General features: G+C 39.4%; 17 protein-coding genes and 1 riboswitch. Of the genes, 4 read left to right on the top strand and 13 right to left on the bottom strand.

Annotated elements, in window-relative coordinates; translation table 11 throughout:
* Positions 1-252 precede the first annotated feature (252 nt).
* From PARC_RS00975 to PARC_RS00955, 5 genes are all read right to left on the bottom strand, one after another.
* Positions 253-1,731, bottom strand: coding sequence for an SLC5 family protein (locus PARC_RS00975; protein ID WP_007580003.1), 1,479 nt, complete (start codon positions 1,729-1,731; stop codon positions 253-255).
* 53 nt (positions 1,732-1,784) lie between these two features.
* Positions 1,785-2,546 carry a SapC family protein gene (locus PARC_RS00970; protein ID WP_010554817.1) on the bottom strand — a complete coding sequence of 254 codons (762 nt, stop codon included), beginning with the start codon at positions 2,544-2,546 and terminating at the stop codon, positions 1,785-1,787.
* A gap of 12 nt (positions 2,547-2,558) precedes the next feature.
* Entirely contained in the window at positions 2,559-4,085 is a 1,527-nt protein-coding gene (locus PARC_RS00965) for a tryptophan halogenase family protein (protein WP_010554816.1), read from the bottom strand.
* Between the two features lie 194 nt (positions 4,086-4,279).
* A complete protein-coding gene (locus PARC_RS00960) occupies positions 4,280-7,027 on the bottom strand; it encodes a TonB-dependent receptor (protein ID WP_010554815.1) in 2,748 nt (915 codons plus the stop codon).
* Positions 7,028-7,214: 187 nt separating this feature from the next.
* Positions 7,215-8,189 carry an aldose epimerase family protein gene (locus PARC_RS00955; RefSeq protein WP_010554814.1) on the bottom strand — a complete coding sequence of 325 codons (975 nt, stop codon included), beginning with the start codon at positions 8,187-8,189 and terminating at the stop codon, positions 7,215-7,217.
* A 432-nt stretch (positions 8,190-8,621) separates the two neighbouring features.
* Between PARC_RS00955 and PARC_RS00945 the strand changes: the two genes are divergently transcribed.
* Together PARC_RS00945 and PARC_RS00940 are read left to right on the top strand one after the other, a co-directional pair.
* Positions 8,622-11,318: a TonB-dependent receptor gene (locus tag PARC_RS00945; protein WP_010554813.1), complete on the top strand. Its 2,697-nt coding sequence runs from the start codon at positions 8,622-8,624 to the stop codon at positions 11,316-11,318.
* 54 nt (positions 11,319-11,372) lie between these two features.
* Positions 11,373-12,257, top strand: coding sequence for a metallophosphoesterase (locus tag PARC_RS00940; RefSeq protein ID WP_010554812.1), 885 nt, complete (start codon positions 11,373-11,375; stop codon positions 12,255-12,257).
* A 79-nt stretch (positions 12,258-12,336) separates the two neighbouring features.
* Here PARC_RS00940 and PARC_RS00935 read toward each other — a convergent pair whose 3' ends face one another.
* Positions 12,337-12,858, bottom strand: a complete 522-nt coding sequence (locus PARC_RS00935) for an RNA polymerase sigma factor (RefSeq protein ID WP_010554811.1) — start codon at positions 12,856-12,858, stop codon at positions 12,337-12,339.
* A 144-nt stretch (positions 12,859-13,002) separates the two neighbouring features.
* Complete coding sequence (locus tag PARC_RS00930; protein WP_010554810.1) at positions 13,003-13,401, bottom strand: acyl-CoA thioesterase; 399 nt, start codon at positions 13,399-13,401, stop codon at positions 13,003-13,005.
* A 33-nt stretch (positions 13,402-13,434) separates the two neighbouring features.
* Here PARC_RS00930 and PARC_RS00925 point away from each other — a divergent pair, with 33 nt between their 5' ends.
* On the top strand, positions 13,435-14,139 hold the full coding sequence (locus PARC_RS00925; protein WP_010554809.1) for a 2OG-Fe(II) oxygenase: 705 nt from the start codon (positions 13,435-13,437) through the stop codon (positions 14,137-14,139).
* A 20-nt stretch (positions 14,140-14,159) separates the two neighbouring features.
* Here the strand turns inward: PARC_RS00925 and PARC_RS00920 are convergent, their stop codons facing one another.
* From PARC_RS00920 to PARC_RS00895, 6 genes are all read right to left on the bottom strand, one after another.
* The gene (locus PARC_RS00920; RefSeq protein ID WP_010554808.1) at positions 14,160-15,395 is read right to left on the bottom strand and encodes a cysteine desulfurase-like protein; all 1,236 of its coding nucleotides are present in this window, start codon (positions 15,393-15,395) and stop codon (positions 14,160-14,162) included.
* Positions 15,396-15,404: 9 nt separating this feature from the next.
* Complete coding sequence (locus tag PARC_RS00915; RefSeq protein WP_008167256.1) at positions 15,405-16,037, bottom strand: 2OG-Fe dioxygenase family protein; 633 nt, start codon at positions 16,035-16,037, stop codon at positions 15,405-15,407.
* Between the two features lie 200 nt (positions 16,038-16,237).
* Positions 16,238-18,835, bottom strand: coding sequence for a bifunctional aconitate hydratase 2/2-methylisocitrate dehydratase (gene acnB / locus PARC_RS00910; RefSeq protein ID WP_007579986.1), 2,598 nt, complete (start codon positions 18,833-18,835; stop codon positions 16,238-16,240).
* 292 nt (positions 18,836-19,127) lie between these two features.
* Positions 19,128-20,189: an OmpA family protein gene (locus PARC_RS00905; RefSeq protein ID WP_010554807.1), complete on the bottom strand. Its 1,062-nt coding sequence runs from the start codon at positions 20,187-20,189 to the stop codon at positions 19,128-19,130.
* Between the two features lie 390 nt (positions 20,190-20,579).
* Complete coding sequence (locus PARC_RS00900) at positions 20,580-21,989, bottom strand: protein adenylyltransferase SelO (protein ID WP_010554806.1); 1,410 nt, start codon at positions 21,987-21,989, stop codon at positions 20,580-20,582.
* A gap of 11 nt (positions 21,990-22,000) precedes the next feature.
* Positions 22,001-22,696, bottom strand: coding sequence for a DNA-3-methyladenine glycosylase I (locus PARC_RS00895; RefSeq protein WP_010554805.1), 696 nt, complete (start codon positions 22,694-22,696; stop codon positions 22,001-22,003).
* Positions 22,697-22,888: 192 nt separating this feature from the next.
* A riboswitch (Lysine riboswitch) is annotated at positions 22,889-23,088 on the top strand.
* 190 nt (positions 23,089-23,278) lie between these two features.
* On the opposite strand from PARC_RS00895, the gene dapA reads away from it, so the two are divergent.
* The gene (dapA, locus tag PARC_RS00890) at positions 23,279-24,163 is read left to right on the top strand and encodes a 4-hydroxy-tetrahydrodipicolinate synthase (RefSeq protein WP_010554804.1); all 885 of its coding nucleotides are present in this window, start codon (positions 23,279-23,281) and stop codon (positions 24,161-24,163) included.
* Positions 24,164-24,171: the final 8 nt, after the last annotated feature.

Genomic DNA, 24,171 nt, shown 5'->3' with positions numbered 1-24,171 from the left:
TAAATGTATCTCTTTGCTTGAGCCACAATCTATCAGACAGTGATATTCAATAATAATAGTATATATCATATAAATTAGGTTTTGATAGTCTTTACATCGCAAATAGTCAGATAAACTCACTGGAAGTACCACTGTAATAAAAAGTATTAAACTAACCTTCGCTTTGAAGTTGTCATGTTGCTTTTAATACATATAAAAAAATCGGCCAGAGTTTCCCCATGACCGACTTTGTCAGCTTAAACTATTTATACGTTATTTTTGTACTTGTGCTTGGCCTGCGTCATCAAGTGCCGGTGTTTTACCTGCCCACTGCGCATTCAAACCAAATACCACTTTATTTACTATCAATGCAAAGGCTACACATACAATCAGTGTAATTGGCATTAAGTGAATGTAATGAATGTCAGTATGTAGTGGTGAGTTTGCAAATGTAAGCATGCCGTACATAACCACACCTAAAATTACTGCTGCAATACCTGCACGTGCATCCACATTTTTAAATAATAAGCCCACTACAAAAATAGAGAATATAGGCATACTTAATAAGCCATTTAATTGCTGTAGCAAGTTAATAATGCTGTCTGCTTGCTGGTAAATTGGTACAAGTACCAGTGTTAAGCTTGTGAGTAGCAATGTTACGTAACCACTTAGCTTTACAACACTTGGCTCTTTATTAAAGTACGCTTCGTGAATGTCACACACATATAGTGCTGTAGCTGAATTTAATAAGCTGTTGTAAGTAGAAAGTACAGCTGCTGCCATTGCCGCTGCGAACACACCGGTTAACCATGCTGGCATTACATCACCCACAATTCGACCATAAGCCGCGTCGCCAATATCGCCATAAAGTTTAAACGAAATAATACCCGGTAATACCACAATTGCAGGGACGATTAAAAAACGAATACCCGCAGCTGCAAATATACCTTTTTGCGCTTCTTTAACATTAGGTGCTGCCATTGCTCGCTGTGTGATTGTTTGGTTAGTACCCCAGTAATACATTTGAATAAAGATCATACCGGTTAAAAGTGTTGGCCACGGAATAGGTGAGTCAGCATCGCCTATGAGTGTTAAGCGCTCCTCAGGAATACCCGTAAAGTCATAATCAATCGCATTAAGTGCTAAAAACACGACTAAAACAGCCATGCCTAGTACAAGTATGCCATTGTAGGTATCCGATACAGCAACTGCTCGCAGACCGCCAAAAAACGCATAAACAGCACCAATAATGGCAAATGCGGTGGCGATATACATTAGCGGAATATCAACCTTAAACATGGTTTGCATAAATAGCGCGCCAGAATAAATAACCGCTGGCATATAAATAAGTGCATTACCTAAAAAGAATAAACCACCAATAACAGCGCGAATATGTTTGTTGTTATAGCGCTTTTCTAAAAGCTCTGTGGTCGTTGTACAGTTGTATTTGTAATAAACAGGAATGAACACTTTGGCTAAAATAATCAAACCTATAATTGCTGCAAGCTCCCACCAAACCAGTAAAGCCATTTGGTTACCATTCATACCTACAAGCTGATCAGTACTTAAATTAGTTAATGTGATTGAACCTGCAACAAACATCCAAGTAAGGCCACCGCCCGCTAAAAAATACTCTTTGGTTTGGCTTTGTCCGTTATTGCGATTTTGGCCTCGGCATTTCCAATAAGTAAGGCCACCAATTAAAGCGGTGACAAAAACAAAAACCACCAGCTGTAAAATGTTATCTGACATGTGTGTGTCTCCTGCGCGTTATGCGCAATGTCTGTGTAATAAAAAAGTGCACGCTACAGCGCGTGCGCATCTCGACTTAGTTCTAACTTAATCTGCTTTAAAGGCATAAGTTCGGGACGTTGGTTATGCAGCTTTACCAATGCATTTAACTGAAACAGAGAAATAAGCATGCTGTTAAGCACACTCAAGTAACCCTGCTTGTGTAAGTTTGCAACGGTATCGCTATTTAATGTTTGCAGTTTGTCTTCATCAACGGTGCTCAAACCTTGAATAGTTTGGGTTTCGCCTTGTTCAAACTGCAATACAATATCTATGTTTTTAATGAGCCCTAACCGCGCAACTTCTTGGGTAAATTGATACGTTTGATAGTCATTTTTTAAGTCGCTTTCTAACAGCTTTTGCTGTGCACTTAAGAATAAACTCGGATTACCTTTAGCATCAAATAGTGCCTCACCTTGCTGCGTGTTTACGGCTGAGCTTTGATCATCAATCGCGATAAAATAATCGCTACTATTTGCTTCTCGGGTCATTAAATAAAGAGGCTGGGTTTGCATACATACCGGCGTGTAAAGTGCCTGCCATTGGTTGTTATTAACCAATAAACTTTGACCTGCACTAAAGCTGGTTAACGCTGATACTGTATAACTACCATTTTGTGTATTACGTGCTAAAAAAATAGGTAAGTCGCAGGCTGCTTTTGCTATTTCATTTGCTCTTAAATTAACTAAATGCTGCGTTTTTGCATATTCAACGGCTGCATTGGGGTTAATTTTTAATGTTTGGTGTTTGGTGTTTACTAGTTCACTAATAGCCATAGTTACACATCCTTAAACTGGGTTAGCTGCTAACCACTGCTCTATAAAAGCACGGTGAGGCGGCAAAGTTTGCAACATCTGCTGTGTAAGCTGGCTGTTACGTTCAATTATTTGTTTGGCTTGCACATGCTGTGAATACAAATATGCTTGTTTAGTAAAGTCAGGCTTAAAGCCCATACCGTACAAAACATACTGATAACTGGCGGCAGGGAATAACTCTAATGCGCCATGAAAATCTTGAATAAGCGGGCCACGGCTTCCCCAAAGAAGTAAATCTTCTTGCAGAGTTTGTGGAATAGTATTGGGCTGTACATGTGCTTGCCAGTAAGGTTCTGGGCGCTTGGTTAGCATGTAATGCAGCTTTAAAAAGTCGATAATACGCTGCCAGCGGTAATCCATTTGCTCGTTAAAGCGTTTAGCTACTATAGGCATTACTTGTGTATCTGCTGGCATGTGCTCTGCTACAAAGCGTGCTGAAATTTCAACAAGCATAATAGCGGTTGCTTCAAGCGGCTCTACAAACCCTGCCGACATACCAATGGCAACACAGTTTTTATGCCAAAACTTCTCACGGTATCCTGATTCAAAACTAATTTTACGGGCAGTTAAACCGTTTGCTGCATCGCCTAAATAGTCTCTTAGGTTTTGCTCTGCTTCATCGTCTGATAAAAATTTGCTTGAATAGACATGCCCTACACCACGGCGATGCGTTAAACCTATATCCCAAATCCATCCTGCGTTTTGCGCTGTTGCTATGGTATGGCTGGCTAAGGAGTTATCGTTTTCATCGTAAGGGACTTGCATCGCCAGTGCGCTGTCGTTAAATAGCACGTGGTCCATTTTTTTAAACGGTACGTTGAGCGCTTGGCCTAATAACAATGATGAAAAACCAGTACAGTCTATAAATAAATCGGCGTTTATAGTGCGGGTTTGATCTTTTAGAGTAAGCTCATTTATTGCACCATCGTCATCAAGCTTTACCTGATCAACAGTACCAATAATATGCTCTACGCCAAGCTTACTTTTACAATGCTGTTTAAGCATTTCGGCAAAAGCGCCGGCATCTAAGTGATAAGCGTAATTACAATTACCTTGATATTCACCTTGCGCTATACCTCTTGGGGCTAAGCTTGCTTCGCAAATATCATGTTGAAAATTAGTTCGCTGTGCAAAGTCTTCAACATTATCTAAATATGGGGCTAAATCTATACGGCCGTAGCCTAGCGGTACAGTAAATGGATGGTAGTAAAAGTCATTATTGCCATGAGTCCAATTTACAAACTTCCCGCCTTGTTTAAAGGTAGCATTACAGGCTTTAAACACATCGACTTCACGTAAGCCTATTTGCTGAAGTGTGTTTTTCATCGTGGGCCAGGTACCTTCACCTACGCCAATAGTTGGAATGTCTGATGATTCAACCAACATCACTTTTAAGCCGTCACCATTTTGACCTTGGTGATACGAAGCTATAATTGCAGCGCTCAGCCATCCTGCTGTACCACCGCCAACTACCGCTACTGTTTTTATTGCTTTATTCATAATGGACTACTCTTTGAGTATTTCTGATAACGTTTTATACAACAAATGCCCGTTAGGGCATTTTGATTTAATGTGTATTCATTTTGGCCAATTAGGTTAACTAATATACATTACTGCTAAATTAACCTAATTGGTATTAGCACCTTGGTGCTGTAATGAAAACTAAGAGGCGAAAAATACGCCTCCATCATTAATTAAAACGATCCGCGAATACCAAACGCGTAACGTGAGCCATTATCTTCTACTGAATAGATTTGGTTAGCAAAACGACCTGTTTGCACTAACTCTTCTTCAGTGATGTTGATGCCTTCAGCAAAAATAGTGAAGTTTTCGTTAATATCGTAGCTTGCACTAATATCCCACTGGCCGTAAGTTTCTACGTTCACTGGTTCACCATTAAAGCCGTTATCAACTAAGCGTAAAAAGCCTTCACGGTTGTTAAATGCAACACGTGCTTGCCAGTTTTCTTGCTCATAGAAAAATATTAAGTTTTGTGAATCCCCAAGACCTTCTAGTGCAAATGTTTGTGTAGTATCGTCACCCACACTAATGTCGCTATTCACAACAGTTGCATTGGCAATAAAACCAAAGCCATTTTCAAACATGTGAGTAACACCGACTTCAAAACCGGTTACAGTTGCAGACTCACCATTTTGAGGACGACTTACAGTGTAAACTTCTGAACTACCAACAAGTTCGTCATCTGTTTGGTCTGTACATGTAGTACACGCAAAATCAGGACCTAAACGGTCAGACATTTCGTATGTTTCTGCACCTGTTAGGGTAACAATAAAGTCGTCAACTTCTTTACTAAATACTGCAAAGCTAAATAAGTTAGCATCGTTGTAGTACCACTCGTAAGAGATATCCCAGTTTTCTGATTGGAATGGTTTAAGTGCTGGGTTACCACCACTTGCCGTTAAATTTTGACGACGTGGCTCGTTAAAGTTTGTCGCAGGAGATAGCTGAGACATCGTTGGACGAGTGATACTGTCGTACGCTGCAAAGCGTAGAATCATGTTGTCTTGCAGCTCTAACTTAACATTTAAAGACGGTAATAAGTTTGAGTAGCTAGTACCTTGTTCAATGCTTGTAGCTGGGCCAAATACGTTAGCAAACAATGTCGCATCTGACGTTGGAATAACATCGCTAATAAAGCTTTGTATTGCAGCAACTTCAATATCAGTTTCTGAGTAACGCGCGCCAAAGTTAACTGTTACAGGCATATCTGAAAGGTCAAAACCAAGCGTAAAGTCCATGTATAAGCTAGTGATGTCTTCGTTAATTGTGTAACGGTTATTTTGTAGTGTTGGTTCTACTGGGAAACCTTGATCGGCTAAGTAATCAAGCATTTTATCGCCATCGTAGCTATAAAATGTATCGATTAAACCAGGGAAGTAGTTACTCGCTGTATAAGCTTCAAAATCAATTGCATCAAATGGTGCTTGTGTACCATAACCACAGAACTGACATTGGCTACCAAAGATTTGAAAGCTTGATTTTTCACGTTCTTGGCGATAAGCACCAAAGTTAATGCGATCAACGGGGCCTTTATCTGGCACATATTCAAAATCGGCTTTTACTTCAGTAATTTCATCTTCATCTGTAAATTGATTACCAATTTCGTTGTAATGAAGTCGCGCTAGGCTTGGATCTGGCAACGAACCATTTTCAAAACCATCATGCTGTACAGTAGGAATGCTGCCTGTACCGTCAAAAGTATAGCTATTGATAACACCTACAACGTTAAAGCGATCTCTACCCGCACGGTCGTTTTCGGCTGTTGAGCGAGATACATCAAATTTAGCTTTTAATGACTCGTTTACTTGCCAATCAACGTTAATACCAAATGCTTTATTAGTTACATCACGTGAGTTACGTGTATGTGATACAAAGTCACTTGCAGGGTCGCCACTTGGCGCGCCTAAGCCAACTTCTTGAGAGAAAGTTAAAAGAGTACCTGTTTCTGGATCAATCGTTGCACTGCCTACGCGGTCTGGTTCAAACCAAGATGCTAAATCGCGTACTGTTGAGTCAACTTCGAATTTTGAAATCATGCCATCAACAGTAATCGTAACATCGTCAGAAGGTGCATATTGTAGTACTAAACTTGCGTTTGTTCGTTCGCGGTCTTGCTCATCAACAACTTGATCCCAGTTACGTGGAATGTAGGCATTTTCAAACAATACACCATCCGTTGGATTAGAGATTGTTTGGCCACCGCGCCAACCAGCCGTTAAAATTTGGTTATTTTGAAGTTTACGTTGTTGATTAGTGATGGCAAAAAGCACACCTAGCTTGTCATCGTTAAACGTATTACTTATTAAGAATGATGTTGATGGAGATACTTCTTCAGAAAGGCTTTCGTACATACCTTTAACTGAACCTAAAATATGTAAACCACCAAAATCAAAAGGACGTGCTGTAGTTACGTTAACCGTACCACCAATGCCGCCTTCTTGAAGAGTTGCTGTATTACTTTTATAAATATCAGCGCCGGTGATTTGATCCGCCGCTAATACATCAAAATTAAATTCACGACCTGCACTGTCTGTCGCAATTTGACGACCATTAACAAGTACAGTATTAAATTGTGGACCAAAACCACGAATAGTTACCGCTTGGCCTTCACCACCACTACGGTCAATTGCTACACCTGTAATACGTTGCAGAGATTCTGCTACGTTTAAATCAGGAAATTTACCAAGATCTTCTGCTTTAATCCCGTCTGTAACAACATTAGATGCTTTTTTATCTAACATTGATGAACGTAAGCTGCTGCGGATACCCGTTACTGCGATAACTTCAACATCTTCATTTACTACTGTAGGCGTATTGCCTTCAGCGCCTTGAGCTGCAACGTTTCCGCTTGCCAATATGCCTGTGATAGCAATACTGATCGCGGTTTTCTTGTTGAACGATAACTTATTGTTAATTATCATTTTTTAAAAACTCCTGATTGTGTGTAGTCGTTGTGTCGTTGTGGTAGTGCATATAGTTTCAAATACTATTTATATTATAAATACTTTAAACCAGCAAAAAGTGCAACCTTTTCCTGAATTATGGATAGCATTTAATCACTGTATTTTTGCTTTTAATTTTCTTTAAATTAACATTGGAATGCTGTATTCACTCAGAAAAAGAGTAAATAATAACCTGTTCGTAATCCTCTCCCGGTAATAAATTAGCTTTTGGAAAATTTTCACGATTTGGCGCATCTGGCCAATTTTGCGCTTCAAAACACAAAGCTTGTCGTGCTTTAAAAGGCGCACCTACAAAGTTAGCGGTGTATAACTGCATACCTGGCTGAGTGCTTTTGAGCGTTAAATTAACCTTCGTGTGTGGCGAGGTTAATGTAGCCATCGTCTTTAAACTGCTGTCATCATTAAAAATATAGCAGTGATCAAAGCCATTTCCAGCTTCTAGTTGAGGATGAACGGCGCTTAAGGCCTCACCAACTTGAGCTGGCTTAGTAAAGTCAAAGCAGGTACCGGTGACTGATGCAGATTCATTAAGTGGAATACTAGTTGTATCAATAGGAAGATAGTAATTGGCATTAACTTGAACAAGGTGTTCATTAATTGATTCGCTACCATCAAGATTAAAATAGCAATGGTTAGTAAAGTTAACGAGCGTTTCTTTATTAGTTAGCGCTTTAAAGTGCAGAGTAAGCTCGCCGTTTTTAGCGCTAATCGTTTGCCAAACCTGCAACTCACCGGGGAAACCTTGTTCGCCGTCGGGCGAGCAATAATAAAGTTCAACTTCACTTTCAGTTTGTTTGGTTACTTGCCAAAGTACTTTATTAAAGCCTTTAACGCCGCCGTGCAGGCTATTAGGGCCGTTATTTGCTTCTAGTTGATACTGCGTACCAGATAAGTTAAAACGCCCCTTTGCAATGCGATTAGCGTATCGACCTACTGTAGCGCCAAGATAAAATGGGTTTTCAAGATAGTATTGAGGATCATCGACGCTAAGCGTCATTTCTTGTTCTTTAAATTTAATGCTTTTTATTATTGCGCCAAATGGCAAAATTTCAGCTGTTAAATTTTGACCATCACTGAGCTGAATAACTTGTAAAGGTTGGTTATTGGCAATAGATGTCACACGCATTCTCCAATCAAATTACCGAATTAACATTTCCTGTTATAACGGCGCAACAATATATAATATAAATAGTATATAACTAGCGCTTGTAACTCAATCTAAATGCGTTAAAAAATCACGACAAAAATTTACAGCTGCCATTATTATTTACATAAGGCGAGTAAATTAAATACTTATTGTTTTTAACCCCTCAAAAAATCACACCTAATTAACTAACACATAAAAACAAATAAAAAGACAAATACAATCATAACCTTAAGAAAATCCAACCAATCGACATATGTTAAAGTTTTATTAAACCACTCTTTTATTTGGAAAATTTTCAGCCTTACTTTGTTTAGTTGATGTCTGCACCATTTAATCCAGCTTAATCGCTGCGTGTGCACTTTGTTTTTAGTATTTATAAACATTAACTGAGAGAAGAAAGGAATTATGATCCCATTTAGACTTAATAAACTGAGTATATTAGTTGGCGCTGTATCTGGCACATTCATATTAGCAAGCAGCCCTATACATGCAGCTCAAAGTGATAAAGTTCAGCAGGAAATGGAAGCGATCACGGTAACAGGCTACCGTTCTAACCTAGCCCGTAGTAAGGAACTCAAAAAAAATGCCATTGGCTCGCAAGACAGCATATTAGCTGAAGACATTGGCGAATTCCCTGATGCCAACTTAGCTGAGTCATTACAGCGTGTACCAGGTGTATCTATTTCGCGTGACTCAGGTGAGGGTCGTCAAATATCGCTACGTGGCTTGGGTCCTAATTTTACACGCACACGCTTAAATGGCATGGAAGCACTTTTTACAAGCGATTCAGGTATTGACCAACGTGGTGGTGCATCTCGCTCTCGAGATTTTGATTTCAGTATTTTTGCCTCAGGACTATTTAATCGCGTAGATGTGTACAAATCGTATGATGCGTCATTAGATGAAGGGGGTATTGCCGGTACTGTTGATTTACATACTGCAAAACCTTTTGATAATTCTGAAGAAGGACTACAAGGTACTGTAAGTGTAAAAGGTATTTATAATGATAGAACAGAGCATTCAGACCCTCGCTTTGCTGGTTTGTTATCAAATACTTGGGGAAATTTTGGTGCGCTCGTATCGGTTGCTTATTCTGAAGTAGATACAATTGAAGAAGGCTATCATGTGTGGTCTTGGAAACAAGCGAGCTTTGGTGATGATAATGTTGCAGATTCAGTTGATGCCGTTATCAAAAACCGTTTGGTCAATGCCACGGGTAATGACCGTGTGTTTGTATCTCGCGCTAATAACATTGCATCTTGGGCTAATACACGTAAACGTACCGGTATTACCGCTGCATTTCAGTGGCAACCTTCTGATGCAATGTCTTTTGATTTGGATATTTTATACGGAAAGCTATCTAACGATCGCATTGAAAACCAATTATCAACAGCGGGCACAAACGCATTTACTGGCGATGTGACGGCAAATCAGTTACTCGTTGATGCAGCTATTGAAGGTGACGATTTAGTATACGCCTCATTTGAAGGTCTTGATTTACGTACCGAGTCAAAAGTAAGTTTTGGCGAAACTGATTTTCACCAAATATCACTCAGTGGCAATTTTGAACTAACCGATAAACTATACATGACAACCATGTTTGGTTTATCAAAATCTACTTTTGAGCAGCCTATAAACGATAAAGTTTTTAGTGAATCTGTCGACCATGCGTTTTCTGTTGATTGGCGCAATGCTAAATATGGTCAAAATACTTACGACTTTGATATTACCGACGTTGACCAGTGGGCATTAATGCGAACTGATGTCCGCGAAGATGAAATAAGCAATGAATACAACACGTATCAAGTAGATTTTAATTATGAACTTAATGATGTACATTCATTTAAGTTTGGTCTTCAGTCTAAAAACTATCAATCAGATGGCTTTGAACGCAGAGACCGTGTCGATTGGGAAAACAACCCAAATTCACCTGAAGCTGTTTTCCAAATAACAAACATCCCAATTTTACATGACTATGTTATTGCAGATAACCAAGCTACTTTTGAGCGTGTTGTTGCAACAGGTTTAATTTCTCGAGAGTTAGACGCCTCTCATAATCGCCCTGGTACTGTATATCAAATTGAAGAAGATACTATTGGGGTTTATGCACAGTATTTATGGAACACCGAAATAAGTAACTTCCCAATTAGAGGTAACTTAGGTTTGCGTTGGTACGAAACTGAACAAACATCGAGCGGGGAAGTTAATACTGGAGCAGGTTTTGAGCAAATTGAATTTAGTAAAACCTATTCCGATTTACTACCAAGCTTAAATGTTGTTGCTGATATTTCTGATAATTGGTTAGTCCGCTTTGGTGCAAATCGCAATATTTCTCGACCAAATTTAAATCAATTAAAAGCGGCTGGGCAAGTGGGTGTTGCAGATCAATTTATCAGTGCTGGTAACCCTAATTTAGAGCGTTTTGTCGCTGATTCATTCGAAACATCATTTGAGTTTTATGGTGATTCGTCAAGCTTGGCTATTGCATTATTCCATAAAGATATGGAGTCATTTATTGTCCAGCAATCAGTGACCCTACCTTATGAGCAAACGGGTTACCCTCTAGAATTTTTAGATTTTGACCCGCGCGTAAATGCGCAATCTGAGTTTACCGTTTCACAACCTATAAATGGTGATTCTACAGATGTCACTGGTTTAGAAATTGCGTTTCAAATGGACTTTGATTTTTTACCAGAGCCATTCAATTACTTAGGAATGCTCGGTAATGTAACCATTGCTGATGGCGAAACTATTTTATTTAACGAAGGTGAGCGCATCAGCGTTACTCCTCCTGGCTTATCTGAATTGTCTCACAATTTTACCCTTTATTATGAAACGCCGCGTTGGGGCATGCGTGTATCGAGCTCTTATCGTGATGAGTACATTACAGGGGAAGGCTCAGAGCAAAACATTGTTGCAGGATACGATGAAACAACGTTTGTTGATTTTAAATCGTTCATGAATATTACAGAGCAAGTAAAAATAACCTTTGAAGCAACAAACTTAACCGACGAAGCGATTCGCCAATTCCTCGATCACAGAACCCAATCTTACTCACAAAGTGGTCGTAATTTTGCGTTAGGTATGTCGTATAAATTTTAGCTCTCACCTCTAAACTGGCTGCTTTTGCAGCCAGTAACTTTAAGGAAAAAAGTTATGCAAAAACACACTGTTTCATTACTTATTAATTTATTCCTGCTTTTGGTTTGTTGCCCATCAATTGCTGCAAATGACACATTTACTTTAGGTATTGTTGCCGATTGCCAATATGCAGAACAAGCCAATAAAGGTACTCGACACTATACATCTTGCCCTCAAAAGTTCAGCACTGCGGTTGAGCAATTTAATGCTCTGCCTTTATCGGGAGTATTACATTTAGGCGACTTTATCGACCGTGAATTTAAAAGTTTTATCCCATTAAATACAATATCATCGTCACTTAACCCTCCCCTTTATCATGTATTAGGAAACCATGAATTCTCGGTAGATGATAAGTTTAAAATGCGCATAACTAACACATTAAATATGCCCGCGCGGTACTACAGCTTTGAAGTAAACGGCTGGCTTTTTATTGCTTTAGATGGCAACGATGTGAGCACTTACGCATGGCCTAAAAATAGTAAAAAACATCAACAAAATATGGCCTTGTTTAACTCTCAATATAAAGGGCATGAAGATTGGAATGGCGCAATTGGTATAAAACAGCTTAAGTGGTTAGAAGAGAAGCTAAAAGTAGCGCAAGTAAAAGAGCAACCTGTTGTGCTACTGAGTCATTTTCCTATTTTTCCGGAGAACAATCATAACCTATGGAACGCGCAAGAAGTGCTAACCCTTATTAGCCAGTATTCAACCGTAAAAGCATGGTTTAATGGTCATAACCATGTAGGTAACTACGCAAAAAAAGACGGCATTCACTTTGTAACTTTTCATGCGATGCTTGATACCGATACAACTGCATTTAGCACTCTTGAATTTTCGCCAACCCAACTTAAAATTAATGGTCAAGGGAGGCAGCCTTCAATGGTTCTTCCTATTAAATAACCGCAATAAAACGAAGATAACCTATGGCTCTATATAATAACGCGTACAAGGAGAGGATTAGCGTGACTAGGGAACTTAGTCACGCATTTTTGGCACTTATGTAGCTATGCAATTGCTCAATAGCACTTTGCATTTGGCGGCTTATATCACCTAGGCTAAACCCTGTTGCCACTTTAATTTGTTGATATGTTTCACCATGAATTCGGCTACGTACTATAAGGTCTCGCTGCTTATCTGTAAGCGTATTCATCGCATCTGAAATATATTCAATTCGTAAATTCATGCTACATAGATCCTCAGGGCTACCTTGTGTACATAGTGGTTCATCAATATTATCGAGGATGTCGTCTGACAAATATTGGGTATTTTTAAAACGAGAACGAGAACGATAATTTAAACCAATGTTAATAGCTGAACGAAGCAGATAAGCTTTCGGAAATTCTATTTTATCAATATGCTGGTGCGACAACATATTACTAAATGCTTCCTGCACTAAATCTTCATGGTCGCTAAGGCTTGCCCCAAAAAAATCACGGACTCTACGATTTAGTTCACTGTTGTGCTCGATATATAATTTTTCAAAAAATGACTCGATAATCATAAAATAGCTTTAACAACCTCTTAGTTCAAAAAGTAAAAACAACTGTATTAGTCGTTATATTTAAGAGGATTAATCTAGCATTCAATTATGCTAAGAATATGACAAACCAAGCGTTTGTCACTAAAAGGTCATTTATTAGCTAAGTTACGACTCAGCAGTAATATGCTCGTTAAGCGCCGCTTTTTCGTCAATACTAAGCGCTTGTTTTGATTTAGCAACAAAGTCGTACCTCACCATCACAGCTTTGCCTATTGCGCAGCATTTATCGTGTTGCCATGCTTCCTGTCTAAGCGTAAAAGAGCTAGTGCCTATATGCTCTACAGAGGTTTTTACGGTCACTTCGTGGCCATAAAATAATTCGCCTACAAACGACACTTCAACTTTGGCGATAATCAATTTCCAATCATGTGGATTTAAGTCCGGTGTAAAAAACTTAAAAATAGGTCCACGTGCGACTTCAAACCATACAGGTAGTACGGTATTGTTAATGTGTCCGAGTGCATCTGTTTCGCTAAAGCGCGGCATCACTTTTTCAATAAACATAAAAATCCAATAATAATTATATAAAGGTAAACCATGACGGACTTTATACGCGTTGTTGATAACGCATTAAGCGATGAGTTTTGCGATGAATTTATTTCCACATTCGCGCAAAGCCCGCATGTAAAACAAGGGGTAACATCGGGCGGTGTCGACTTAAAGAAAAAAGACAGTCACGACCTACACTTAAATAATCACCCCGAATATGCACAACAATTAAAACATATACAACAAACGACTGCACAGCATGTTTTTAAGTATGTTGAAGAGCATATTTTTATGATGATTGGGGCATTTGGCTTAAAGGTCTATCACCCAAAAACAGGGGAAGTAGTCGATTTAACCCAAGAAAATTTTGAAGAAGTGGGTAAACCGCAATTACCTTTGCTAGTTCAGCAAATTTTTAGACTTGGTAATATTCAAGCGCAAAAATATGAAGTAAACAAAGGTGGCTACCCTTACTGGCATAGTGAAGTTTACCCGCAGCTACAGCACAATGAAGCTTTGCATCGCGTGTTGTTATTTATGTTTTATTTAAACGATGTTGATGAAGGCGGTGAAACGGAGTTTTACTATCAAAATCGTAAAATAGCACCTAAAAAAGGCACTATGGTAATAGCTCCTGGCTACTTTACACATACCCACAGGGGTAATAAGCCAGTATCAAACGATAAGTATATTTTAACATCGTGGGTGTTGTTTAATCGTGCAGAACAAATATATGGTGCGCCAAATAGTTAGCGCACCAAAATCAGTATTATTTAACCGAGCAGTTCATCAAATAAATTAAACAACTGATCTAGCTCTTCAATCGTGTTGTAGTGCATACAACCAATGCGCACTACACCGCCTTTATCAAGCACATCTAATTGCTTGCACAAACCTTGCGCGTAAAAATTACCATCCCACACACAAATATGCTGCTTACCTAAAAATTCTGAAACGGCGCGTGGCTCAAGCCCTTCAAAAATTAAAGCAAAAGTAGGTGTACGCTCATTTAAGCGATCAAAGTCATCAATACCAAACAACTTAATACGTGGGTAGTTTACCAAGCGCGTTAAAAAGTGCTCACTAAGCGCCATTTCGTGTTGTTTAGTTTTAGCAAAAGCTATGCTTAACTTTTCGCGGCGTGAATGGCTATCGTCAAGTTCGCTAATTGCTGCAATGTAATCAACAGCAGCAATAAAGCCCGCCATAGCTTCAAAGCTTTGTGTGCCGGTTTCCCAACGACCTGGTGCTACGTCTTTAGCTGGCTCAACTTTATAAGGTGTAAACCCGTCTAAATGTTCTTTTTTACCGTAAACCATGCCTAAATGCGGGCCAAAAAACTTATATGCAGAGCAGGCTAAAAAATCGCAATCAAGTGCTTGCACGTCAACAAGCTCGTGTGGTGCGTAATGTACTGCATCAACATAAACAAGTGCGCCTACAGCGTGAGCAAGCTCAACAATACGTTTAATATTGTTAATTGAACCTGTGGTATTTGACGCATACGTTACCGCTACGAGCTTAGTATTACTGTTTAATAGGCTTTCAAATTGCGCCATATCTAAGCTGCAATCAGCTTCATTAATAAGCGCTGTATTTACCTTTACGTCTTTATCTTCTGCGGCTTGTTGCCACGACGATACATTTGAGAAATGATCGGCATTGGTTACAATTATTTCATCGCCAGCCTGCCAGTCACGTGAAATTGCACGGCTAAAGCTAAATGTTAGGCTGGTCATGTTTGGACCAAACACAATTTGTTGTGAGCTAGGTGCATTAAGTAAATCAGCGGCGGCTTGACGCGCATTCGCCATCAACTCAACCGTTTTATCACTTGAAAAAAACGCACCACCTAAGTTCGAATTATAATGACCTAAGTAAGCTGTCATCGCATTAAGCACCGATGTTGGTACCTGCGAGCCACCTGGTCCGTCTAAAAATATTGGCGATTTACCATCAACGTTTTGCATTAATGCAGGAAACTGCTCACGTAATTGCGTTATGTTCATGCTTATTCCTTAAGACGTTAATACAAAACAATCCAGGTAACCTGGTTTGCTAGCATCAATTTTGTTCATAGGTGTTGCGTTGTGCCACACTTGACGGTCATTTATTAATGCAAACATGCCGTCTTTTATTTCCATTTTAAAACAAGGCTCAGCTTGCTTGTTTTCGTATACAAGTAGCTCGCCGCCTTCTAAGTTCTCGTGAGAAACGCCGCATATACATACATGATCAAAACCATCTTGATGTACGCCTTCTGGCGCTGCTGGCGTATCACTGTTAATAGCAAGCATACGGAACTGATGAATTTCAATATCACGCTGCTCATCAATACCCGTAAGTTGGCGAAACTCATTTACAATGCTTTTCATGCCTTCTGACTCAAGTAAACTTTGCTCTAGGTTTTCGTAAGTACGCTCTACATTACCTTGAAAAGTATTAATTGAATCGTCTTGAACAAATGCTTTGGCTTGCTGTAGCTTTATTTCACCATCTTGCATTTTGACTACTGAGTAACGACGTTTACGAAAGGCGCCATCTGCATAAGGATTTGCAGGCAGGTTATCAAAAGAAGGCTTAACCAAATCAATATTTGCTTGGTTAACAAAACGTAGTTGCAGTAAATTCTGGTTGTTTAATGCTGTCATAAAATCTCGCCTAAAATAATGAGAATATTGATGAGGATTTTAATGCATTTTGATAGGATTTTTTGCGCGATTACTTACTTTAAAAGCAACTTAAGACTAGATTTAATACAATAATATAAAAAAAGAAGCATGAACTATCTAATATTTATTTTAGCCAATAAAAAACCCGCCTAAGCGGGTTTTTAAACAAACTCTAAAAATTATACAGCTTGTTGAATAATCACGTTGTCTGCTTTTTTAGTGTAAGCAGGCATACGGTGGAAGTTCAAGTAACGGTATGTATCTGAAGCCGTTGCATTGATCTTCGCAGCATACTCTTGGTACTCAGCAACTGTTGGTAATTTACCAATGATTGCAGCAATTGCAGCAAGCTCAGATGATGCTAAGAATACGTTTGCGCCATTACCTAAACGGTTAGGGAAGTTACGTGTAGAGGTAGACACAACCGTTGCTTTATCTGCAACACGTGCTTGGTTACCCATACATAGTGAACAACCTGGAGTTTCGATACGTGCGCCAACACGACCAAAAATACCATAGTAACCTTCTTCTGTAAGTTGGTCTTTGTCCATCTTAGTAGGTGGAGCAACCCAAAGCTGAGTCGGAAGTTGACCTTTAAAGCCATCAAGCAACTTACCAGCAGCACGGAAGTGACCAATGTTAGTCATACAAGAACCGATGAATACTTCATCAATTTTCTCGCCAGCAACATCAGAAAGAAGACGCGCATCATCTGGGTCATTTGGAGCACAAAGAACAGGTTCTTTAATCTCAGCTAAATCAATTTCAACGATATGCTTGTACTCTGCATCAGCGTCAGCTTCCATTAGTTCTGGGTTAGCTAACCAATCTTGCATTGCAGTAATACGACGTTCAATCGTACGTACATCGCCGTAACCTTCAGAAATCATCCACTTAAGCATAACAATGTTTGACTCAAGGTATTCAGAGATAGACTCTTTAGATAACTTAACAGTACAACCTGCTGCCGAACGCTCTGCAGATGCATCTGATAATTCAAACGCTTGCTCAACAGTTAGGTGCTCAACGCCTTCAATTTCTAGTACGCGACCAGAGAATTCGTTAATTTTACCTTTTTTCTCAACTGTTAATAAACCTTGTTTGATACCGTAGTAAGGGATTGCATGAACAAGGTCACGTAAAGTGATGCCTGGTTGCATTTCGCCTTTAAAACGAACCAAAATAGATTCAGGCATATCAAGTGGCATAACACCAGTTGCTGCTGCGAATGCTACTGCACCCGAACCTGCTGGGAATGAAATACCTAATGGGAAACGTGTATGTGAATCACCACCAGTACCTACGGTATCTGGTAATAACATACGGTTTAACCACGAGTGAATAATACCATCACCTGGACGAAGTGAAACACCGCCACGGTTCATGATGAAATCAGGAAGCGTATGGTGAGTGCTTACATCGATAGGCTTAGGATAAGCTGATGTATGACAGAATGACTGCATTGTTAAATCTGCAGAGAAACCTAAACATGCTAGATCTTTAAGTTCATCACGTGTCATAGGACCTGTTGTATCTTGCGAACCAACAGTTGTCATTTTAGGCTCACAGTACTGACCTGGGCGAATACCTGCAACGTTACATGCTTTACCAACCATTTTTTGCGCTAGTGTGAAGCCTTTATCAGAAACTTCTGTTGCTGTTGGTACTTTAAATGTATCAGTTGCACCTAAGCCAAGAGATGTACGCGCTTTATCAGTTAAACCACGACCGATAATTAGTGGAATACGACCACCAGCACGAACTTCATCTAAAATCACATCAGATTTAAGCTCAAAAGTAGAAATCACTTTATCAGTACCATGTTGCTTAACAACACCTTCGTACGGATAAATGTCGATTTGCTCGCCCATGTTGAGTTCATCAACATTTAATTCGATTGGTAATGCGCCTGAATCTTCCATTGTGTTGAAGAAGATTGGAGCAATTTTATTACCTAGACATACACCGCCAACACGCTTGTTTGGTACGAATGGGATATCATCGCCCATAAACCAAAGTACAGAGTTAGTTGCAGACTTACGAGAAGAACCCGTACCAACAACATCACCTACGTAAGCAAGTGGTAAACCTTTAGTTTTTAATTCTTCAATCTGAGTAATTGGACCAACTTCGCCCGCTTTATCAGGTGTAATACCATCGCGTTCAATTTTTAGCATTGCTAAAGCATGAAGTGGGATATCTGGACGAGACCATGCATCTGGTGCAGGAGACAAGTCATCAGTATTTGTTTCGCCAGTTACTTTGAATACAGTAACTGAGATCTTTTCAGCAACAGCTGGCTTATTAGTAAACCATTCTGCATTTGCCCAAGACTCAATAATTTGCTTAGCGAATGTATTACCTGCTTTTGCTTTTTCTTCTACATCGTAGAACGCATCAAACATAAGTAATGTATTTGAAAGGCCTTTAACTACGATTGGTGCAAGTGTTTCGTCATCAAGTAGGTCAATCATTGGTGCGATATTGTAACCGCCCAACATTGTACCTAATAATTCTGCCGCTTTTTCTTTAGAAACAAGTGGAGAATTAGTTTCACCTTTAGCTACAGCTGCTAAGAAGCCCGCTTTAATATAAGCAGCATCATCAACACCTGCTGGTATACGCTGAATGAACAAATCTAAAATGAATTCTTCTTCACCTGCTGGTGGAGTTTTGATTAATTCAATAAGATCAGCAGTTTGCTGAGCATCTAATGGCGCTGGTACGATACCTAACGCGGCACGTTCTTCTACGTGTTTACGATATTCTTGTAGCACAATATTGCCCTCTTGGTGACGTGAAAGTATCCGGTAGCGCTTCAAGCGCAAATAAGTTACCCAATACTTATAGTATTCTAACGCGTAATTATAAAGCTTTTATGGATAGATGAAAATCCATCCAGTTACGCAACTGATTATACCGATTATAAATACTATGAATAGTGGTTGTAGTAAAAACTATTTTCATGAATACTTGTTAAGTAAGAATCATTACCATTAACCAATATTAATTTATTACAGGCATAAAAAAACCCAGCACTTGGCTGGGTTTTTATTACAAACTATTTAATTAACGTAAAACTTTAACGTTTTTGATAGTTTTGATATGCGCTTCTACACGACGGTTTTCTGCGTTTGCAGCTTTAGTGTTTGCATCATTTTTAAGACGCTCTTCACCTAAACCAACTGTAGTAATACGGTCTTTAGCAATGCCATCAGAAACTAATTGCTTAGCTACTGCATCAGCACGTTTTTTAGATAACCATTTGTTGTAAGTTGCTTTACCTACAGAAGAAGTGTGACCTTCTAAAAGTACTGTTGTATCTGGGTACTCTTTTAAGAATGCAGATACTTTTTCAATATCGTTTAAGTACTGAGTAGATACTGCTGAAGCATTGTTAGGGAAAGTCACTAATAAGCTTACAGTTACTTCTTTATCTTCATATAAAGTACAACCAGTGCCATCAACTGCATCAGTCATAGGTGTGTTAGCACACTTATCATCTGCATCAGGAATGTTGTCGTTGTCGCTATCTGTAGGAGCTACAGCTACTTCAATTACCTTAGGCTCTGGAGCTGGTTTAACTGGCTCTACAGGAGCTGAATTTTGGCCGAATAAGTAGTTAATACCAATTTTAGCGCCTACATCTGTATAACCTTTATCAAGACCTTGGTATACAGCTGTTTCAGCATTAACAAATAAACCATCTGTAATGAAATGTTGGTAACCAACACCTGCATTTAGGAATGTATTGTCATCTACTATGTCCATTTCTTTAATACCGAAAAGACCGTAGAAAGGACCGCCATCAATGTGGTAAAGAGCATCAATACCGTAACGTTCGCCATCAACATTGTCGCGGTTGCCATTTACTTTATCAAAAGCATTAAAGTCCATATCTGCATACTCAAGACGTGCGCTCCAGTAATCACTGAAACGGTAACCAGCTTCTACACCCCAGCCAGTTGACTCGTTTACGTCAAGGCCATTTTGCCCACGGATGTTTCTCCAAGATGCGTCATAGTAGTCGCCAAAAGCGCCAATGTAGAAACCAGGCTCTTTATCAGCAGCGAATGAAGATGCGCTAGTTGCAGCTAACGCGATTGCGATTGTAAGTGATTTTAATTTCATTGTTTTCTTCCCATTTGAACAATTTAAAATTGTAGCTAATCAATACTAGCTCAATCAGTTTTATATAGACTAACTGAGCCTTTGTTAATCAATACTTAACGAAAAATAAAGTTTATAACTTTTTTCTATGCCCAGTCACAACACACATCCACTTACTATAGGCGAAATTAAAACTTTATTGAAAAATAAGTATAGTAGTTTTTGTAGATTAGTATTGAGCAAGGAATGTAAGGGCAATTAAATAAAATGCACTTAGTATATGCACAAAAATATTGCCTCACTTTAATTCGGCGCATAATACCACCAGAGTTTTCATTCCCAAACATATATGCTCACATTTGGTTGAAAAATGACTCTTTTGAATCATGTAGTTACATTAAATTCTAACAATTAAGTACCACAAAAAGTCTGGTAATCATTATCATTTATCGGCGTAGCTTGAAATTCTGATAATTTTTCACTGTCAGAATACGGGTTACTGGCTATTTTCATAAAGCGCTGTAGTAACTCACTAGCCCCTGCAGCATTATACTCTGCAATTATTTTTTCGATCACATGATTACGAGGAATTACACGAGGATTTGCCGCTCTCATTACTTCATAACTATTATCGTCGGTTAAGCTTACCCACTTAGCTCTCCATTCAATTAGCGACTCTGGTATTACTACTTCTTCTTTTAAGGATTCAGTAAGCGCATCGAAAGTATTGGTGTAGTCGAGCTGGTTATCTTTTAATAGTGTTAACAACTCTGCGATTAACTCGCCGCTACTATTACAAGATTCATTTAAACCCAGTTTTTGTGCCCACATAGCCGTAAACTCAGTATTAAACTGCTCAGCAAAACTATTAATAAATGGCGTCATTAATGAAACCGCTTGCTCGTCATCATCGCTAATAAGTGGTATTAAACTCTCAGCTAAGCGAGCACAGTTCCAGTTAGCTATATTAGGTTGATTACCAAATGCATACCGACCTTGTTTGTCGATAGAGCTAAATACGGTATCAAAGTCAAAGCTATTCATCATGGCACACGGGCCGTAATCAATGGTTTCTCCGTTTACTAGCGTATTATCGGTATTCATTACTCCGTGAATAAAGCCAACACGCATCCAGCTCACAACTAGCTTAACTTGGTTTTTAATCACAGCGCCTAAAAATGCTAAATAACGCTGCGATCCTGTATCGGTTATTTCTGGGTAGTGTCGATCAATGGCTAAATCGGCTAATTTTTTAAGCCCTTCAACATCGCCTTGCGTTGCTAAATATTGAAACGAGCCAACACGAATATGGCTCGTTGCTAAACGAGTCACTATTGCGCCTGCTTGTGGCGGATTGCGATAAACCGTTTCACCACTACCAACAACAGCTAAGCAGCGTGTGGTTTTAATGCCTAGTGCATGCATTGCCTCGCTCATTACGTATTCACGAATAGCAGGACCAAGAGCACAACGCCCATCTCCCCCTCTTGAGTAAGGAGTAGCACCAGAGCCTTTTAATTGAATATCCCACAACTGGTTTTTATCATCATTAATAGCGCCCAGCAAATGCGCTCGCCCATCGCCTAAACGTGGTGAAAAATGCCCAAATTGGTGCCCAGAGTAACCAAGTGCTACCGCAGGAATCGCCTGTTTCTCGTTACCGCTAAAAGTGCTAGCACGCAAATCAGCTGCAACGTTAATATTAAACTCTTTTGCTAAGCTCTCGTTCCACAGCAATAACTGAGGAGAGGCAACACTTGCAGGAAAATCTTCTATCGCAAAGTTTTCCGTAATGTCTGTGTATCTTGGCACTAATTTCATGGTAATTCCTATTATTGCTGGCTTATACCAACACGGTTGTCACCAACGCCATAAGCAACAATTAAACTTAACTCTTGCATACTTAAGCCGCTTTGCTTTTGCATTTTATTAAAAAAAGCTTGGGCTGCACTCAGTGATTTTTTAGTTTGTAAGCCGCCGTCTATAATTTTATGAGCACGTAAGTAATTCTCTACATCGCGTGATAGTAAAAAAGTATCTTTACCAAGTGCTCGTAGCGCATAAGGTCCTGTATTTCCGCCTAAACGCGAACCATGTTTTTTTAAATACGCCCATAAACCAATAATATCGTCTGTTGGCCAATTAGCGATGAACTGACTAAAACTGCCATGTTCCCCTGCTATTTCGTGGATCATGTAAGCATTTTCGGTAATTGTTTTTACTTTTTTATAGTTACGAACAATTCGCTCATCCGTTGCTTTTTGTTCCAGCATATCAGGTGGCATCATTAATAACTTATCAACGCTAAAATCCCAAAAAACCTCTCTAAAGCCTGGCCACTTATTATTAATGACTGACCAATAAAAGCCGCTTTGAAATACTTTTCGAGTAAATTCCTCAAGCCAATCGTCGTCACTTAACGTGCTTAGTTGTTTTTTAGATAGCGGTTTTGCAAGTAATAACTTAAGCATTTTTTCGGAGCCTTTTCGCTCTACCGCTCGCTTATAAATATCGCTAAATTTTTCCATACTAATTAAATACCTCACTACTTATATTGCTAGTGTACGAGAAAAGCACCCAATACGTAACCACTCCCATTATGGATGAATGAATATGCATTTAGTCGCTTGACACCTAGACGGCTAAAATGCTTTAATCGCCGTAATTACCCTATTTAAATTGCACAGGTTTGTAAGTTTTTACTCTACAAACAGGTGTAAAGGGCTAGAAGAGGTGCGTTATTCAGGTAGCGTATGTTAGGAGCGCAAACTCCAGTGAGCATACGTGAGGGGAATTAACGCCGAGAAGTAATCACTTTTGCGAGGTGTTTATTTCGGGCGACTAGGTTGAACCCTAGCGACTGTCACCAATAGCTGCTTATAAAAGCAGCTTATTAGTTTGGTGGAGAGCTTCTGGTCTTAAATATTAAGGCCGTGCGCCCTATTATTTTAAGCCCATTCGCTCTTCGAATTATTAGTTCGAACGACGTTAATGCGGCTCCTTCCATAAAGCTTTTTAACTCTTCGAATAATACCAATTGCATTAAATTAGTTATCGCTAAAATGATCGCGTTTTTAATAAAATTGGTACAAATTATAAGTTCGTGAGAGATGATCAACAACTTCAATTTAAACGACTACTCATTGTGGACCGCGCTCGTTACGCCGTTTGATCAACACGGCGATGTTGACTACAACACGTTAACTAAACTGGTTAGCGATCAAGAAGCAGCACATAACGGTATTTTACTACTTGGCAGTACGGGCGAAGGTTTAGCACTAACGCTAAAAGAGCAACAAGCCATTGTTGAACACGTATGCCAGCTAAAACCAGCAGTACCACTCATGGTTGCTGTGGGCGGTAGTAACTTAAAGCAACAAATTGAGTGGGTTAACTACTGTAATACACTCCCAATTCATAGCTTTTTACTTGGCTCACCGCTTTATGCAAAGCCCGGCGCTATAGGTCAAACTCATTGGTTTGAAAGCCTACTTAATGCAAGTGTTCACCCGTGTATGCTTTATAACGTACCGGGTCGAAGTGCTGTTAGCATTCCAACGGCAACAATTCAAAACTTACAAAATAATAAAAATTTATGGGCGTTAAAAGAAGCGAGCGGCAGCATTGCTCAGTTTGAAGCTTATCGCCAAGCTGCGCCTAATTTAGCTATTTTTAGTGGCGACGATGCGCTGATGCCTTATTTTGCCCAAGCTGGCGCAAAAGGTTTGGTGTCGGTAGCTGCAAATGCATGGCCCGCACAAACTCATGAGTTTGTTAAACGCAGCTTAAGTGGTCAACACCCTAATTTATTTGCCCAGTGGTCAAGCGCTATTAGTAGCCTATTTGCTGTCGCAAACCCTATTCCCGTAAAGGTATTGATGCATTTGCAAGGTCGCTTAAGCAGCCCGCAACTTCGTCCACCTTTAACACACCTTGAGTTAACTCAAACCGATTGCATCACAACTGCAAACAACACCATTTTATCTTGGCATTAAATACAGGT

Origin of the sequence: Pseudoalteromonas arctica A 37-1-2 (assembly GCF_000238395.3) — a bacterium.
Taxonomy (GTDB): Bacteria; Pseudomonadota; Gammaproteobacteria; order Enterobacterales; family Alteromonadaceae; genus Pseudoalteromonas; species Pseudoalteromonas arctica.
The sequence above is the reverse complement of the archived record's forward strand: the minus strand, read 5'-3'. Positions and strand labels throughout refer to the sequence as shown.